General features: G+C 69.1%; 15 protein-coding genes. 7 read left to right on the forward strand and 8 right to left on the reverse strand.

Features of this window, described 5'->3' with window-relative positions:
- Position 1 precedes the first annotated feature (1 nt).
- Together EL288_RS04610 and yihU are read left to right on the forward strand one after the other, a co-directional pair.
- Entirely contained in the window at positions 2-412 is a 411-nt protein-coding gene (locus EL288_RS04610) for a carboxymuconolactone decarboxylase family protein (protein WP_003814363.1), read from the forward strand.
- 54 nt (positions 413-466) lie between these two features.
- Complete coding sequence (gene yihU / locus EL288_RS04615; protein ID WP_033449807.1) at positions 467-1,417, forward strand: sulfolactaldehyde 3-reductase; 951 nt, start codon at positions 467-469, stop codon at positions 1,415-1,417.
- 16 nt (positions 1,418-1,433) lie between these two features.
- Here yihU and EL288_RS04620 read toward each other — a convergent pair whose 3' ends face one another.
- On the reverse strand, positions 1,434-2,177 hold the full coding sequence (locus EL288_RS04620) for a GntR family transcriptional regulator (RefSeq protein ID WP_003814358.1): 744 nt from the start codon (positions 2,175-2,177) through the stop codon (positions 1,434-1,436).
- A gap of 43 nt (positions 2,178-2,220) precedes the next feature.
- A complete protein-coding gene (locus tag EL288_RS04625; RefSeq protein WP_003814356.1) occupies positions 2,221-3,264 on the reverse strand; it encodes a TRAP transporter substrate-binding protein in 1,044 nt (347 codons plus the stop codon).
- Positions 3,265-3,434: 170 nt separating this feature from the next.
- On the opposite strand from EL288_RS04625, the gene EL288_RS04630 reads away from it, so the two are divergent.
- Genes EL288_RS04630 through EL288_RS04640 form a run of 3 tightly spaced genes read left to right on the forward strand, consistent with a single transcriptional unit; the run spans position 3,435 to position 7,911 of the window.
- Positions 3,435-5,537 carry a TRAP transporter large permease gene (locus EL288_RS04630; protein WP_003814355.1) on the forward strand — a complete coding sequence of 701 codons (2,103 nt, stop codon included), beginning with the start codon at positions 3,435-3,437 and terminating at the stop codon, positions 5,535-5,537.
- The gene (locus EL288_RS04635) at positions 5,534-6,928 is read left to right on the forward strand and encodes an MmgE/PrpD family protein (protein ID WP_126621897.1); all 1,395 of its coding nucleotides are present in this window, start codon (positions 5,534-5,536) and stop codon (positions 6,926-6,928) included. The genes EL288_RS04630 and EL288_RS04635 overlap by 4 nt, the downstream gene beginning before the upstream one ends.
- Before the next feature lie 26 nt (positions 6,929-6,954).
- The gene (locus EL288_RS04640; RefSeq protein WP_003814351.1) at positions 6,955-7,911 is read left to right on the forward strand and encodes a tripartite tricarboxylate transporter substrate binding protein; all 957 of its coding nucleotides are present in this window, start codon (positions 6,955-6,957) and stop codon (positions 7,909-7,911) included.
- An 18-nt stretch (positions 7,912-7,929) separates the two neighbouring features.
- Here EL288_RS04640 and EL288_RS04645 read toward each other — a convergent pair whose 3' ends face one another.
- From EL288_RS04645 to hda, 4 genes are read right to left on the reverse strand one after another with little or no spacing between them, the layout of a single operon-like run.
- Positions 7,930-8,421: a 2-amino-4-hydroxy-6-hydroxymethyldihydropteridine diphosphokinase gene (locus EL288_RS04645; protein WP_010927026.1), complete on the reverse strand. Its 492-nt coding sequence runs from the start codon at positions 8,419-8,421 to the stop codon at positions 7,930-7,932.
- Positions 8,418-9,773, reverse strand: coding sequence for a polynucleotide adenylyltransferase PcnB (gene pcnB, locus EL288_RS04650; RefSeq protein ID WP_003814346.1), 1,356 nt, complete (start codon positions 9,771-9,773; stop codon positions 8,418-8,420). The genes EL288_RS04645 and pcnB overlap by 4 nt, the downstream gene beginning before the upstream one ends.
- The gene (locus tag EL288_RS04655; RefSeq protein WP_003814344.1) at positions 9,774-10,472 is read right to left on the reverse strand and encodes an HAD family hydrolase; all 699 of its coding nucleotides are present in this window, start codon (positions 10,470-10,472) and stop codon (positions 9,774-9,776) included. It abuts the gene before it with no gap.
- Positions 10,469-11,170, reverse strand: a complete 702-nt coding sequence (hda, locus tag EL288_RS04660; protein ID WP_003814341.1) for a DnaA regulatory inactivator Hda — start codon at positions 11,168-11,170, stop codon at positions 10,469-10,471. Before hda ends, EL288_RS04655 begins: the two co-directional genes overlap by 4 nt.
- 252 nt (positions 11,171-11,422) lie before the next feature.
- On the opposite strand from hda, the gene purM reads away from it, so the two are divergent.
- Positions 11,423-12,472 carry a phosphoribosylformylglycinamidine cyclo-ligase gene (purM, locus tag EL288_RS04665; RefSeq protein ID WP_003814339.1) on the forward strand — a complete coding sequence of 350 codons (1,050 nt, stop codon included), beginning with the start codon at positions 11,423-11,425 and terminating at the stop codon, positions 12,470-12,472.
- Positions 12,473-12,515: 43 nt separating this feature from the next.
- Here the strand turns inward: purM and miaA are convergent, their stop codons facing one another.
- Both miaA and mutL read right to left on the reverse strand, forming a co-directional pair.
- Positions 12,516-13,457 carry a tRNA (adenosine(37)-N6)-dimethylallyltransferase MiaA gene (miaA, locus tag EL288_RS04670; RefSeq protein WP_003814337.1) on the reverse strand — a complete coding sequence of 314 codons (942 nt, stop codon included), beginning with the start codon at positions 13,455-13,457 and terminating at the stop codon, positions 12,516-12,518.
- Positions 13,454-15,343, reverse strand: coding sequence for a DNA mismatch repair endonuclease MutL (mutL, locus tag EL288_RS04675; RefSeq protein WP_003814334.1), 1,890 nt, complete (start codon positions 15,341-15,343; stop codon positions 13,454-13,456). Before mutL ends, miaA begins: the two co-directional genes overlap by 4 nt.
- Positions 15,344-15,429: 86 nt before the next feature.
- On the opposite strand from mutL, the gene EL288_RS04680 reads away from it, so the two are divergent.
- Positions 15,430-16,068, forward strand: coding sequence for a VTT domain-containing protein (locus EL288_RS04680; RefSeq protein ID WP_003814332.1), 639 nt, complete (start codon positions 15,430-15,432; stop codon positions 16,066-16,068).
- The last annotated feature ends 46 nt before the right edge of the window (positions 16,069-16,114 follow it).

Genomic DNA, 16,114 nt, shown 5'->3' on the forward strand with positions numbered 1-16,114 from the left:
CATGGCATTACGGCCTGAGTTTCAAACCGAGCAGTTCCAAAAAGGCCTGGCAGTTCGCCGCGCGGTGGTCGGCGACGCGTATGTGGATAAATCGCTCAATAGCGCCGATGACCTCACGGCTTCCCTGCAGAAGCTGGTCACCGAATATTGCTGGGGCGAAGTCTGGACGCGTCCCGGCCTGGAGCGCAAGACCCGCAGCTTCCTGAACCTGGCCATGCTGATCGCTTTGAACCGGCCCAACGAGCTGCGCCTGCACCTGCGCGGCGCGATCAACAATGGGGTGACCAAGGACGAAATCGTCGAGGTCGTGCTGCAGGCGGCGATCTACTGTGGCGTACCCGCCGCGCTGGACGCCATGAAGGCGGTGCGCGAAGTGGTGGAGACGATGGAGAAAGAAGGGGCCTTCGCCTGACGCGTTGGCGAGGACAGGCCAGTGCCTGGATGCGCTGGCCGACAAGGAGACATCATGCAGAAACACAAGATCGCATTTCTCGGCCTGGGCGCGATGGGCCTGCCCATGGCCTGCAACCTGGTCAAGGGCGGCCATGCCGTCACCGGCTACGACCTGAATCCGCAAGCGCTGGACGCCCTGGCGCAGGCCGGCGGCCAGCGCGCCGCCAGCGCGCGCGAGGCGGCGGCCGGGGCCGCCCTGGTCATCGCCATGCTGCCAACCGCGACGCATATCCAGGCGGCGCTCGAAGGCGCCGACGGCGCCCTGCAGGGCATGGGCCCGGGAGCGCTGTTCATCAACATGTCCACCATCCTGCCCCAGGAAACCGACCTGATCGCGCAGCGCCTGGCCGAGCGCGGCATGCGCATGCTGGATTCGCCGGTCGGCCGCTCCGCCATGGAGGCGCAGCGCGGCACGCTGCTGATCCTCGCCAGCGGCAGCGCGCAGGACAAGGCGCGCGCCCGCGATGCGCTGCTGTGCATGGGCAACCAGGTCATCGATTGCGGCGAAGTGGGCGGCGGTTCGCGCGTGAAGGTGGTCAACAACTTCATGGGTATTTCGCTCAATGCCCTGACGGCCGAGGCCCTGACCCTGGCCGAGGCCAGCGGCTTGAGCGTCGAGCTGGCCCTGGAGGTCATGCGCGGGACCATCGCCGGCCTGGGGCATATGAACATCACCTATCCGAACAAGGTGCTGCGCGGCGACCTGTCGGCGGGTTTCCAGGTCGACCTGGCGCACAAGGACCTGGGCCTGGCGCTCGAACTGGCGGCGCGCAGCCGGGCCTGCGTACCGATGGGCAGCGCGGCATTCCAGTCCTATACGGCGGCGCGCGCGCAGGGCCGTGGCGGACAGGATTACAGCGCGATCTACCCGGTCATGCGCAGCCTGTCGGGATTGCCCGAGGCGTTGCCTTACCAGGTGGATACGCCGGTCGAGGCCGATCCGTTCGGGGCGGCGGCACGCTGAGCGCGCCGCGCGGGGCTTACTCGGCCGTCGCGGCAGCGTCGGCCAGCGAGTCCTGCAGGATGGCGATGGCCACGCTGGCGGCATTGCGCACGTGCAGGCTGCCCGCCTTGCGGGCAGCCTTGCCGTCGCGCGCCACCAGGGCCTGCAGCAGGTTCGACAGCTCGGCCACGCTGTGCTTGGCGCGGCCCGGCGCCTGCATGGACGTCGAGCGCAGCAGCATGACGCGCGAGTTGAGCAGACGCAGGGTGGTGGTCAGCGCCTCGTTGCCGGCCCCGTCGAGCAGCTGCTGGTAGAACGCGTTCTTGGCGGCGATCTGCTCCAGCGGCGTGCCGCGCGTGAGGGCGCGCTTGAGCGCCTGGAAGGCCTCCTGCAGGGCGGCGAGCTGGGGTTCGGTGGCGTGTTCGGCGAACAGCTGGCAGGCCAGGCCTTCCAGTTCCTCGCGCACCTGGTAGATGCCGCGCGCCTGTTCGGGCGACAGCCGCTCGACCACCGGGCCGCGGTGCGGAATGACGACGATCAGGCCTTCGGATTCGAGCTGGCGCAGCGCTTCGCGCACCAGGGTGCGGCTGACGCCGGTCATTTCGCAGAGTTCGCGTTCGGGCAGGCGTTCGCCCGGGCGGAACCGGCCAACCAGGATGGCGTTGCGGATGCTCTCGGTCACGCTATGGCGCAGTACGGAAGCGACACGCTGGACCTTGAATTCACCTTCTGGCGCTGCGGGAGATGTCATGCGGTTCGTATTGCAAAATGGGAAAGGCATCCGGTGCGTGCGAGCGCACCGGACACCATTGGACGGCCTGCGATCAGTTCGAGGCGCTCTTGCCGAGCGTCGTGCGCACGCGATCGAGATAGGCCGGGCCATCGAACCCGACCTGCTTGGCGCGCTTGTTCCACGCCTCGTAGGAAGGACCGATATATTGCTGCTGCATTAGTTTAGCCCGTTCCTCCTCGGGGGCTACCCAGAAGGTCACGCCCTTCTTCATCATCTCCTGCTGGGCGTTGCTGACGAAGGTGTCGTAATTGCCGAAGGCCTCCTGCTGCAGGGCATCCATCGCGCCCTGGACCTGCTTCTGCACGTCGGCCGGCAGCTTCTGCCAGCTGTCGGGGTTGGCCAGGATGGCCCAGCCGTTGATCGGGCCGAGGCTCCAGTTCTGCACGTTCTTGGCGATGCGCCAGAATTCCAGCGAGCCGCCCACGCAGGTCGAGATGAACAGGCCGTCGATCACGCCACGCTCGAGCGCGGGGAAGATCTCCGTGGTGGGCATTGCGACCGGCTTGCCGCCCAGCGCGTTGACGACTTCGGCGGTCTGCGGATTGTGCACGCGCAGCCGCTTGCCCTTGAAATCCTCGACCTTGTGGATCGGATCCTTGGAGAAGAGCTGCTGGGTGCACCACGCGCCTTCGGCCAGGACGATGGCGTTCCACTTGTCCTTCCAGATCTTGCGGGTGTCCTCGCACCAGAAGGCGTCGCACACCTGCTTGTATTCCTGGATGTTGTTGATCAGGCCGGGCAGGTTGAAGATGCCCATGCGCGGCTCGTCGGCCGCCAGGTAGGTGTGCAGGGCGGCGCTCATGTCCACGCGGCCTTCGCGCACGGCGGTGGCGATTTGCGCCGGCGGCACGAGCGAATCGCTGACCGTGACCTTGACCTTGCCGTCCGTGGCCTTGGCCACCCGTTCGGGCACCGAGGCCGTGAGGATGGAATAGCCGTCGCCGGGCGAAGTGATGACGGCCATGGTCAGGTCATAGGTCTGGGCGGCGGCGGCGCCGCTCCAGCTGGCCGTGCACAGGGCGGCCGCTGCCAGGGCGGCCTGGAATCCGCGTGGTAGCGGGAAACGTTGGGACATGTTGCTCCTCCTAGGTTGGTGTTGCGGCGCGGTGCGCTGTTAAAATTCCAAGCATTCAATCATACAATATGCCTATAATACCGTCATAACATCATTCTGGGAGGAGCTTGCCGGCTCTCTCAGGGAAAACACCATCGCGCGGCCGCGCCGCGTGTGTCGAGGAGACAGCTATGAGCAGTATCGAGATGCCGGCACCTGTCATGCCGATCGAGCCGGCGGAGCTTGCGGGCGCTTCCCCCTACCCCCTGGCGATCGATCAGGACTTCTGCCTGATCCGCTGGATGGCGGCGATCTCGCGCGCCTGCGGCGCGCTGGCGACGGTGGCGCTGCTGCTCATGGCCTTGTCGATGTGCTATGAGATCTTCTCGCGCTACCTCTTCAACGCGCCCACGGCATGGGCGACCGAGATCTCCGGCTACCTGCTCGTGGCCACCGTGTTCTTCGGCCTGGCCGCGGCGCAGGCCTCCAACTCGCATGTCCAGGTCGAACTCTGGATCGACCGCCTGTCCGCGCCCGTGCGCCTGCGGGTGGAATTGCTGTGCCAGTGGCTGGCGTTGCTGTTCTGCGTGGTGCTGGGCTGGCAGATGGCCAGTTTCAACGTGCGCGAGTACCTCAACGACACGCGCGACTGGGGCTTGCTTTCCACGCCGCAGTGGATGCCCGAGCTGGCGGTGTCGGTGGGAATGGTGGTTTTCTGCATGTCCATCCTGGTGGACATCTATCGCCTGAGCCCGCCTGCCCAGGCCTGGCGGCGCTGGCTGACGCCGGCGCTGCTGGCCTTGCTGGCGGCCGCGCTGGTGGCCCTGGGCGCCAATGCGGTGCCGATGGCGGCCGGCGGCCGCTTCGACTGGGGCATGGCCCTCATCGTCGCGGCCCTGCTGGCCTGCGCATGGGCGTGGAGCGGCGTGCGCACCCTGGCGCACGTCGTGCTGGTCGTCGGCGGCTGCGCCGTCCTGTATGGCCTGGCGCGCGGACAGTCGCTGGGCTGGGTCGCCTTCCTGCTGGTAGCCAGCATGATGCTGCTGCTGTTTCTCGGCGTGCGCATCGGGGTCGCGTTGGGCCTGGTGGGCCTGTTCGGCGTGTATTTCCTGTTGTCGCGTCCGCAGCTGTCGCTGCTGGCCGAGCGCGCCTGGAGCAGCACCAATACCTTCACGCTGACGGCCGTGCCCATGTTCATCTTCATGGGCGGACTGTTGCTGCGCAGCGGCATTACCGCGGGCATGTTCGACGCGCTGGTGCGCTGGTTCGGCCGCGCGCCCGGCGGCCTGGCGCACGCGTCGGCGGGCGCCTCGGCCGTGTTCGCGGCGGTGTCGGGCTCGAGCCTGGCCACGGCCGCCACGCTGGGCAAGGTGGCCTGCCCGGACATGATCGAACGCGGCTACAGTCCGCGCCTGACCTACGGGGTAGCGGCGGCTGGCGCGACGCTCGGCATTCTCATCCCGCCCAGCATCCCGATGATCATCTATGGCACGACCGTGGGCGCGTCGGTCACCCATCTCTTTCTGGCCGGCATGTTGCCGGGCCTGCTGCTGATGGCCTGCTTCATGCTGGGCGCGCTGGTCTGGGCGCTGGCGGTGCCGGGCTCGGCGCCGGTGGCGCGCGCCTACACGCTGCGCGAGAAGCTGAGCGCGTCGCGCGGCATGGTGCCTTTCGTGGCGATCATCGGCGCGGTGCTCGGTTCGATGTACACGGGCGTGGCCACGCCGACCGAGGCCGCCGCCATCGGCGCCGTCAGCGCCTTCGTGCTGTGCCTGGTGCGTCGCCAGTTGAGCTGGCGGGCGTTGTTCGAGATCGCGCACGACTCCGCCAAGGTGACGGCGCTGTTGCTGCTGATCGTCGTGGGCGCGGGCATCTTCAGCTGGGTGTTCGATTATCTGCGGCTGCCGCGCGAGGTGGTCAACCTGATCCAGGGCGCGGATCTGTCGCCGGCGCTGATCGTCGCCGCCATGGTGCTGGCCTATCTGGTGCTGGGCATGTTCGTCGAGTCCATCGCGATGATGCTGATGACCCTGCCGGTGACATACCCCATCGCCATGTCGCTGGGCCTGGACCCCATCTGGTTCGGCGTCTTCCTGGTGCTGATGATCGAGCTCGGGCTGATCACGCCGCCCGTGGGCATGGTTCTGTTCGTGTTGCGCAGCATGAACGAGAAGGCGCGTTTCACGGATATCATCCGCGGCGCCTTGCCCTTCGTGCTGATCATCCTGCTCTTCCTGTGCCTGATCTACATTTATCCGCAGATCGTGATGTGGCTTCCCCAACAAGTGAAATGACCATGAATCAAGCTGTCTCGCCGCTCGCCGGCACGCCCGCGGTCAGCGCGGAACTGGCGCGCTTCGCGGCCACCAGCCGCTGGGAGGATGTGCCGCAGGCGGTGCGCCACGAAGGCCGGCGCAGCCTGTTGAATTACTTCGCCGTGGCGCTGGCGGCCGCGCGCGATCCCGTCCTGGACACCGCCACGCGCACCTATGCCCGGTTCGCCTCGGACGCGCGGGCGTCGCTGGTGGGCCGCGCGCGGCGCCTGGACATGCTCAACGCGGCCGCGCTCAATGCCATGGCGGCCAATGTCTACGATTTCGACGACACGCATCACCCCACCATCATCCATCCCACGGCGCCGGTGGCGCCGGCCCTGTTCGCGCTGGCCGAAACCCGGCCGCTGAGCGGCGCGCAGCTGCTGCATGCGTTCGTGCTCGGCGTCGAGGCGACCTGCCGCATCGGCAATGCCATGTCGCCGGGGCACTATGCGCGTGGCTGGCATATCACGTCGACCTGCGGCGTATTCGGCGCCGCGCTGGGCGCCGCGCGCTGCCTGGGACTGCCGGGCGACGCCATGGTGGCGGCACTGGGTTGCGCGGCGGTGCAGGCAGGCGGGCTGGTGGAAACGCTGGGCACCGCGGCCAAGAGCATCAGCGTGGGCAATGCGGCGCGCAACGGGCTGCTGTCGGCCCTGCTGGCGGCGGAGGGTTTCGACGGACCGCCGCAACCGCTGGAGGGCGTGCGCGGCTATCTGCGCGTGGCCGCCGACGCGCCCGATATCGCTGCGGTCAGCGCCGGCCTGGGCGAACGCTGGGAGGTGCTGAACAACACGTACAAGCCGTATCCCTGCGGCGTGGTGCTCAATCCGGTGATCGACGCCTGCCTGGCGCTGGCGGCCGATCCCCGCATCGCCGGCGGCGGCTGGGCCGCCATCGAGCGCATCGAACTGACCGGGCACCCGCTGTTGAAACAGCGCACCGACCGGCCGGGCGTCGCCACCGGCCGGCAGTCGCAAGTCAGCGCCCAGCATGCCGTGGCCGTGGCGCTGGTGCGCGGCGGCGCCGGGCTGCCCGAGTTTTCGGACGAGGCGGTCGCCGACGCCGGGCTGCGGGCGTTGGGCCTGCGGCTGGGCTTTCGCGACGACGCCAGCATGTCGGTCGACGCCGTGAAGGTGCGCATCGCGTTCCAGGACGGCACGCTGCTCGAGCGCGAGGTGCAGGCCGCGCGCGGGTCGCGGGAGCGGCCGCTGCAAGACGGCGAGATCGAGGAAAAACTGCGCGAACTGTGCCGCCATGGCGGCGCGCGCGTGGATGCGGACCGGCTGATCGAGGCGGTCTGGACATTGGATGAGGCGGGCGATGCCGCCGCCGTCATGCGACTGGCGGCGGAACAGCCGGCCGCCTGAATGCACGTGCAACATAGGAGACATACGTGAAGAAGAGAATCTGGGGAACGCTGCTGGCCGCGGCGATGACGGTGGGAAGCGGCGCGGCGCATGCCGGCTACCCCGACAAGGCGGTGCGCATCGTGGTGCCGTTTGCCGCGGGCGGCGGCGTCGATGCGCTGGCGCGTCCCTTCGCCAAGGAGCTTGGAGATATCCTGGGCCAGAGCATCGTGGTCGAGAACAAGCCCAGCAACACCGGGCAGATCGGCGCCACCGACGTCGCGCGGGCCGCGGCCGACGGCTACACGCTGCTGCTGAGTTCGGCCGCCTTCGCCACGACGCCGGCGTTCTATCCGCAGGTGCCGTACGACCCGGTCAAGGATTTCTCTCCGGTCATGATCATGGCGGCGGCGCCCCAGGTGCTGGTGGCCAGCAACAGGTTCAAGGCGGCGTCGCTGCCGGACGTGCTGGCGCAGGCCAGGCAGTCGGACCGCATCAATTTCGCCCTGAGCGCCAGCACCGGCATCCAGGCGCTGGCCACCGCCATGCTCGCCGGGCAGGGCGGGGTGACGTTCATGACGATTCCCTACAAGGGGGCGGGCGCGGCGTTCATGGACCTGATCAGCGGTGAAGTGGACCTGATGATCGACAACCCGGCTTCGTCCCTGGTCCACGTGCGCGCGGGCAAGCTGCGCGTGCTGGCGACCACGGGGTCCAAGCGCATGGCCATCCTGCCCGACGTGCCGACCGTGGCCGAGACCCTGCCGGGCTTCGAGGCCCGCAACTGGTTCGTGCTGGCCGCGCCGCAGGGCACGCCGCCGGCGGTGATCCAGAAGCTGAACGAAGCGTCGGCGCGCGCGCTGAACACGCCGGCCATGCGCCAGATGCTCGAGCGCGACGGTATCGATCTGGTGGCGGACAGCCCGGCGCACGCGGCGGCCTTCCTGCAGGACGAGATCGCCAAGTGGGGCAAGGTGGTCAAGGAAGGCAATCTGCAGCCCTGACCAGGGGAGCCGCTGCCCTCAGCGCAGCGGCTCGATGGCCTGGTCTTCCAGCGCGGCCAGCAGCGCCGCGCAGTCGCCTTGCGCCAGGCGCAGGGCGGGGGCCAGTTCGCACAGCGGCGCCAGCACGAAGGCGCGTTCATGCATGCGCGGATGCGGCACGCTCAGGCGGGGATGGTCGATGGCCTGTTCGCCATACAGCAGCAGGTCCAGGTCCAGGGTGCGCGGCGCATTGCGGTAGGGCCGCTCGCGGCCATGGCGCTGTTCCAGCGCCTGCAACAGGTCCAGCAGGTCCAGCGGCGCCAGCGTGGTGTCGAGCGCGGCGACCGCGTTGACGAAGTCGGGGCCCTGGGCGTCGACGGGCGCCGTCCGGTACAGGCGCGAAGCCTTGCAGGCGAGGATGCCTGGCGCGGCGGCCAGTTCGGCCAGCACGCTGCGCAGCGTGGCGGCCGCGTCGCCCAGGTTGGCTCCCAGGCCGACGTATGCCAGGGCGGAAGCCGGGCTGCCGTTCATTGCGGTTCGCGCGGGCGGTTGGACGGGCGGCGGCGCGGACGGCGGCGCTTTTGCGCCGGCGCGTCGCCCGCTTCGCGCGGCAGGTGGGCGGTTTCCTCGATCATTTCGGCGCGCGTGGCATCGTCGCCATTGGCCAGGTCCATCCACCACTGGGCCAGCACGCTGTCGAACTCGCCGGCGGCGGCGCGCAGCTGCAGGAAGTCGCAGGCGGCGCGAAAGCGCGGCTGCTCCAGCATGCGGTAGATGGTCTTGCCGGCGCGGCGCTCGAAGCGCGGCTGCATGAACCAGATCTCGCGCATATCGGACGAGAAGCGGCGCTGGATGGCCAGTTTCTCGGTCTGTTCGTCCAGCACCGAGTCGGCGGCCTGCACCAGCGCGGGGATGTTGTGCTCGCCCTGGGCCCGCAGCTGTTTCCAGCGCACGTCGACCAGTTGCCACAGCAGCGCCGCGAACAGGAAGCTGGGGCTGATGGTCTTGCCGGCGCGCACGCGCGCATCGGTGCGCTCCAGCGCCAGTTCGACGAAATTCTCGCCGCCGGGCTGCTCGAGCACGACGTCGAGCAAGGGCAGCAGGCCGTGGTGCAGGCCGTCGTTGCGCAACTGCCGCAGGCAGTCCATGGCGTGGCCGCAGGTCAGCAGCTTGAGCATTTCGTCGAACAGGCGGGAGGCCGGCACGTTCTCGATCAGGCTGGCCATGGTGCGGATCGGCTGCCGCGTGGCGGTATCGATGCTGCCGTTCAGCTTGGCGGCGAAGCGCACCGCCCGCAGCATGCGCACGGGGTCTTCGCGATAGCGCTTGACCGGATCGCCGATGATGCGCACCTGGCGCTTTTTCAGGTCCTGCACGCCCTGGTGGTAGTCGATGACTTCCTCGGTGTGCGGGTCGTAGTACAGCGCGTTCATGGTGAAGTCGCGGCGCGCCGCGTCTTCTTCCTGGCTGCCGAATACGTTGTCGCGCAGGATGCGGCCGTGCTCGTCGGTTTCCTGGTCGTCCGAGGCCGGCGCGCGGAAGGTCGAGGTTTCGATGATTTCCTGGCCGAACACCACGTGCACCAGCTGGAAGCGCCGGCCGATGATGCGGGCGCGGCGAAACAGCGGCCGGATCTGCTCGGGCGTGGCATTGGTGGCCACGTCGAAATCCTTGGGCTCCAGGCCCACGATCAGGTCGCGCACCGCGCCGCCGACGATATAGGCTTCGTAGCCATGCTGGCGCAGGACGTCGCAGACTTTGATGGCGTGGCGCGAGACATTGCGGCGATCGATGCCATGGCGTTCCGCGCCGATGCGCTGTGGGCCGCGCAGGGCCGGCGCGAACAGCCGGCCGACAAATTTTCTTATGGTTTCGGTAATCATTTAGGACTTCGCATCTTCGAGGTGGTCGAACAGGTCGATCACCTGCCATCCGCGCGCCTGGGCGATTTCGCGCAGGCCCGGGCTGGGATTGGCGGCGATAGGCCGTGTTACCGCTTCCAGCAAGGGAACATCGTTGACCGAATCGCTGTAGAAGTACGACTCGGCGAAATCGCCCAGCGCCAGGCCCATGCCGGCCAGCCACTGGTTGACCCGCACCACCTTGCCTTCGCGGAAGCTGGGCGTGCCTTCGATGCGACCAGTGTACCGGCCGTCGCGGTATTCCGGGTCGGTGGCGATCAGGTGCTGCACGCCGAAGGCGCGCGCGATCGGGGCGGTGACAAAACTGTTGGTGGCGGTCACCAGCGCGCACAGGTCGCCGGCCGCCAGGTGTCCGCGCACCACGTCCACCGCCTGGGCCGTGAGGCTGGGGCGGATCACATCGCGCATGAATTCCTCGTGCCAGGCGGCCAGCTCCACCGGCGAGTGCGCCGCCAGCAGGCCCAGCATGAACTCGGCGGCCTGCTCGGCGGTCAGTTCGCCGCGGTTGTAGCGCTCCATCAGGTCGTCGTTGCGCCGGCGCGCCTCGGCGGGATCGCCGGCGCGGCCGGTGCGGGCCAGGAAGTCGGCCCATTGGTAGTCGCTGTCCAACGGCAACAGGGTGTGGTCGAGGTCGAACAGGGCTAGGCGTCGGGTCGTCATGTCGCTTGCGAGTGAGGGTCTGCCAGCATGGCGCGAAGCAGGGGAATGGTAATGGGCCGGCCGGTGGCCAGCGAATAGCGGTCCAGCGCGTCCAGCAAGGCAGCCAGCTTCCGGATGTCGCGTTCGTGGTGGGTGAGCATCCAGTTGATGACCTCGGGCGCCAGCTGCAGGCCGCGCTCGGCGGCCTGGGCGGTCAGCGCGGCCAGTTTGTCCGCGTCGGACAGGGGGTCGAGCCGGAAGACCAGGTCCCAGCCCAGCCGGGTGCGCAGGTCTTCGCGCAGCGGCAGCGACATCGGGGCGCGGTCGCCGGAGACGGCCAGCGCGAAGGCCCGGCCGGTGGCGGCCGATTCGCGCCAGCGATTGTACAGGGCGAACAGGCCGGCCTGCCGCGCGTCGTCCATGCGGTGCACGTCGTCGACGGCCACCAGCCGCGGCATGGGCGCGGTGGAGTCGGCCTCGGCCAGCTCGCGCAGCGACTGCGCCGCGCGCGCGGCGTCGATGTAGATGGCCTCGGGCCGGGCGCTCAGGCCGCGCAGCAGGTGCGTACGGCCGCAGCCGGCCGGCCCCCACAGGTAGATGGCCCGCCCGGCCGTCAGGGCGTGCGCGGCCGCCAGCGCCTGGCCGTTGGGACCGGCAATGTAGTTGTTCAGCGTAGGCGCAGGCGCAGGAAGAACGTCAAGCAGCAGCTGGCGGTTCATGTATGGCGATAAAACAGGCTTTCCGGATCGCGGCGCGCGGCGCATGGCATGCCCCGGCGCGGCCAACCCTGCATTAAACCACTGCGGGCCGGGCAGTGTCGCGCAATGGCGAACGCGCAGGGGCGAAACCCGGCGGGCGGAGCATTTCGGAGCATTTCCAGGGGTTTGCGGCCAGGATCGCGCCCGGCGTCGTAAAATCCCGGACGTACCACCCAAAATCCCGCAATTGTTACATACCCCACGGTTTTTCACATGACTAATCAACATTCCGCTCCCTTGACCTATCGCGATGCCGGGGTCGACATCGATGCAGGCGACGCGCTGGTCGACCGCATCAAACCCCTGGCCGCGCGCACCATGCGTCCCGGAGTGTTGGCAGGCATCGGCGGCTTCGGCGCCCTGTTCGAGGTGCCGAAGAAATTCCGCGAGCCCGTGCTGGTGTCCGGCACCGACGGCGTGGGCACCAAGCTGCGCCTGGCGTTCGACTGGAACCGCCATGACACCGTGGGCATCGACCTGGTCGCCATGAGCGTCAACGACATCCTGGTGCAGGGCGCCGAGCCGCTGTACTTCCTCGACTACTTCGCCTGCGGCAAGCTGTCGGTGGACACGGCGGCCGCGGTGGTGGGCGGTATCGCGCGCGGCTGCGAACTGGCCGGCTGCGCGCTGATCGGCGGCGAAACCGCCGAGATGCCGGGAATGTATCCCGACGGCGAATACGATCTGGCGGGCTTCGCGGTGGGCGCGGTCGACAAGTCGGCCATCATCGACGGCAAGTCGATCCAGCCCGGCGACGTGGTGCTGGGCCTGGCTTCCAGCGGCGCGCACTCGAACGGCTATTCGCTGGTGCGCAAGATCCTCGAGCGCGCCGGCGCGCGCCCCGACCAGGACTTCCACGGCCAGCCGCTGGTCGACGTGGTCATGGCGCCGACCCGCATCTACGTCAAGCAGGTGCTGGCGGCCCTGGATCGCCACGGCCCGGCCATCAAGGGCCTGGCGCATATCACCGGCGGCGGCCTGCTCGACAACGTGCCGCGCATCCTGCAACCCGGCATGGCCGCGCAATTGCAGCGCGACGGCTGGGAAATGCCCAAGCTGTTCCAGTGGCTGCAGCAGCAGGGCAGCGTGGCCGATGCCGAGATGCACCGCGTGTTCAACTGCGGCATCGGCATGGTGCTGGTGGTCGCGGCGGACCAGGCCGACGCCGTCGCCGCCACGCTGCGCGAGCAGGGCGAGATCGTCAACCGGATCGGCGAAATCGTGCCGCAGCAGGACGGCATGGCCCAGACCGTCGTGGTCTGAGGCAGGGTTCGGTGCCTGTCCCCGTGGGGACAGGCACCCTTGCTCAGTCGGGCAGCGCCCGCGCCATCGCGTCGACGGTGCGCGCCACGGCGTCGCCGGCCAGGCAATCGATGATCACGCGCTCCGGCTGCGCGCGCAGCCAGGTAAGCTGGCGCTTGGCCAGCTGGCGCGTGGCCGCCACGCCTTGTTCGCGCGCGGTATCCAGGTCGATATCGCCATCCAGGTACGACCACATCTGCCGGTAACCGACGCAGCGCACCGACGGCAGCCCCGGGTGCAGGTCCGGTCGCGCGTGCAGGCCGCGTACTTCCTCGACCAGCCCGGCCGCCAGCATGGCGTCGAAACGCTGCGCGATGCGCGCGTGCAGCGCCGCGCGCTCGGAGGGCTCCAGGCTGAGCGTGACGTAGCGGTAGGGCGATGGCGCGTCGCCGCGCCGTTCGCCTTGCAGCAGGGCCGACATGGGTTGGCCGGCCAGGCGGCAGATTTCCAGCGCGCGCTGGATGCGCTGGCTGTCGTTGGGCGACAGGCGCGCCGCGGTGGCGGGGTCCAGCAACGCCAGCTCGGCATGCAGCGCAGGCCAGCCCAGCCGCGCGGCGCGCGCCTCGAGTTCGGCGCGCAGCGCCGGATCGGCCTGCGGCAAATCGTCCAGCCCTTCGCGCAGCGCCTTGTAGTACAGCATGGTGCCGCCGGCCAGCAGCGGAATGCGGCCGCGCGCGTGGATCTCTGCGATCAGCCGCAGCGCGTCGGCGCGAAATTCGGCGGCCGAATACGATTGCGCCGGATCGCGGATATCCAGCAGGTGCTGGGGAACCTGGGCGCGCTCGGCCGCCGACGGCTTGGCGGTGCCGATGTCCATGCCGCGGTAGATGGTGGCCGAATCGACGTTGATGATTTCGAGCGGCCAGCGCTGCGCCAGCGCGAGGGTCGAAGCGCTCTTGCCGGCCGCCGTGGGGCCGGCCAGGCAGATGATGGCGCGCGGGGTCATTGGCCGCGCAGGAACAGTTTGTCGAGGTCGTTGACCGACCATTGCACCCAGGTGGGGCGGCCGTGGTTGCACTGGTCGGCGCGCTCGGTGATTTCCATCTGGCGCAGCAGCGCGTTCATTTCCTCCAGCGTCAGGCGCCGGTTGGCGCGCACCGAGCCATGGCAGGCCATGGTGCTCAGCAGCTCGTTGCGCTGCTCGGTCAGCAGGCGCGACACGCCCACCGCGCCCAGGTCGCGCAGCACGGCGCGCGCCAGGCTTTCGATGTCGCCGCGCGCCAGCAGGGCCGGCACGCTGCGCACCGCGATGGAGGCGGGGCCGGACGGGCGCATCTCGAAACCCAGCTCGTTCAGCTGGGTCTCGTGCTCTTCGACCAGCGCCACGTCCTTCTCGGCGGCGTGGAACACGACCGGCACCAGCAAGTCCTGGCGCGGCAGCGCCCGGTCGTCCAGGGCGCGCTTGAGCTGTTCGTAGACCACCCGCTCGTGCGCGGCGTGCATGTCGACCAGCACCAGCCCGCGCGAGTTCTGCGCCAGGATGTAGATGCCGTGCAGCTGCGCCAGGGCCTGCCCCAGCGGATGCTCGTCGGCCGTCGGCAGCGGCGTGGCGGGGGCGGCGCGCAGTGCCGTGGCGGCCGGCGCCGCATCTCCGGGCAGGGGGCGGTACAGGCTTTGCCAGTCGGTCGCGGGTATGCCGGCGGGTTCGCCGTGCAGGCGGAACGGCACCTGCGTGTGCGGCCGTGCCGGCGACCCTTGGTAGGGCGACTGGCCCGGCGACGGATACGCAGCGGGATAGGGGGCGCGCGGCTCGGCCAGGCCGGGCGCGGCGGCGGCCGGCTCGCCGGCGTAGGCCGCGTCGGGGGCGGCGCCGTCCGGGACGCCGGCCGGCACCGCTTCGGCCCCGCCGGTCTGCGCCAGCGTCTGGCCCACCACCTGCGAAACGAACCGGTGCACCGCGCCGCTGTCGCGAAAGCGCACTTCGTGCTTGGCCGGGTGCACGTTGACGTCGACCGCGCCCGGGTCGATGTCCAGATACAGCACATAGGCGGGTTGCCGGTCGCCGTGCAGCACGTCGGCATAGGCGCTGCGCAAGGCATGGCTGACGGTGCGGTCGCGCACGAAGCGGCCATTGACGTACAGGTACTGGCGGTCGGCGCGCGCCCGCGCGGCGGTGGGCCGCGTCACCATGCCCATCAGGGCGATGGCGCCGGCGGCCGCCTGTACCGGCAGCACATGGCCGACGAATTCGGCGCCCAGCACGTCGCGGATGCGCTGTCCATGGTCGGCCGGCAGCCATTGGCGCTGCGCGCGGTCGTGGTGGAACAGGCGGAAAGCGACTTCGGGATGGGCCAGCGCGATGCGTTCCATGGCGTCGACGCAATGGCCGAATTCGGTGGCTTCCGAGCGCAGGAACTTGCGCCGCGCCGGAACGCGGTCGAACAGCTGGCGTACGTCTATCGTCGTGCCTGGCGGCCCCGAGGCCGGGCTGACCTGCAGGCTGCCGCCGTCGATCTGCCAGGCGTGCTCGGCGCCGCGCGTGCGCGAGATGATGGTGAGGTCGGCCACCGAGGCGATCGACGCCAGGGCCTCGCCGCGAAACCCCATCGAGGCCACCGACTCCAGTTCGTCGAGCGAGCGGATCTTGCTGGTGGCATGGCGCGTGAGCGCCAGCGGCAGTTCCTCGGGCGGGATGCCGCTGCCGTCGTCGGTGACGGCGATGCGGCGGATGCCGCCGCCTTCCAGGCGCACCTCGATGGCGCGCGCGCCGGCGTCGATGGCGTTTTCAAGGATTTCCTTGAGCACCGACGCCGGCCGTTCGATCACCTCGCCGGCGGCGATCTGGCTGATCAACAGGTCGGGCAGGGTAGCAATCGGGCGGCGATCGGACATGGAGGGGCGGCAAACGGAATAGGCAATAATGGCGATTTTAGCCCTACGCTACCGCCCGGCGGCCGGCCTCGTATCCACGGACCCTTATGCTCGACTTCTTCAATATGGTGCTCCACATCGACCAGACCCTAGGCATCTGGGTCGAACAGTATGGCGTGTGGGTGTACCTGGTGCTGTTTCTCATCGTGTTTGCCGAGACCGGGCTGGTGGTGCTGCCGTTCCTGCCCGGCGACTCGCTGCTGTTCATCGCCGGCGCGTTCGGCGCCACCGGCCACATGGACCCGGTGCTGACGGCAGCGCTGCTGATCGTGGCGGCCATCAGCGGCAATACGGTCAACTACACGATAGGGCGCTACATCGGGCCGCGCGTGTTCTCGATGAACCTGCGCTTCCTGGACCGCAATGCGCTGATGCGCACGCACGCGTTCTACGAGAAGCACGGCGGCAAGACCATCGTCATGTCGCGCTTCATTCCCGTGATCCGCACCTTCGCGCCGTTCGTGGCCGGCGTGGCGGACATGCGCCTGGCGCGCTTCCAGCTGTTCAACATCGGCGGCGCGCTGCTGTGGGTGATCAGCCTGGTGGCCGCGGGCTATTTCTTCGGCAACATTCCGCTGGTGCGCGAACACCTGAACACCATCGTGCTGATCGGATTGGGCGCGGCCATCGTGCCCGTGGTGATCGGCGCGCTGGTGCGCCTGCTGCAGGTACGGCGCGGGCAGTGAGAAGCGGGCGCCCGTCCCCGTTGGGGAGGAGCGACACCCGCGGCAA

The sequence above is a fragment of the Bordetella bronchiseptica genome (genome assembly GCF_900636925.1).
Classification (GTDB): domain Bacteria; phylum Pseudomonadota; class Gammaproteobacteria; order Burkholderiales; family Burkholderiaceae_B; genus Bordetella; species Bordetella pertussis.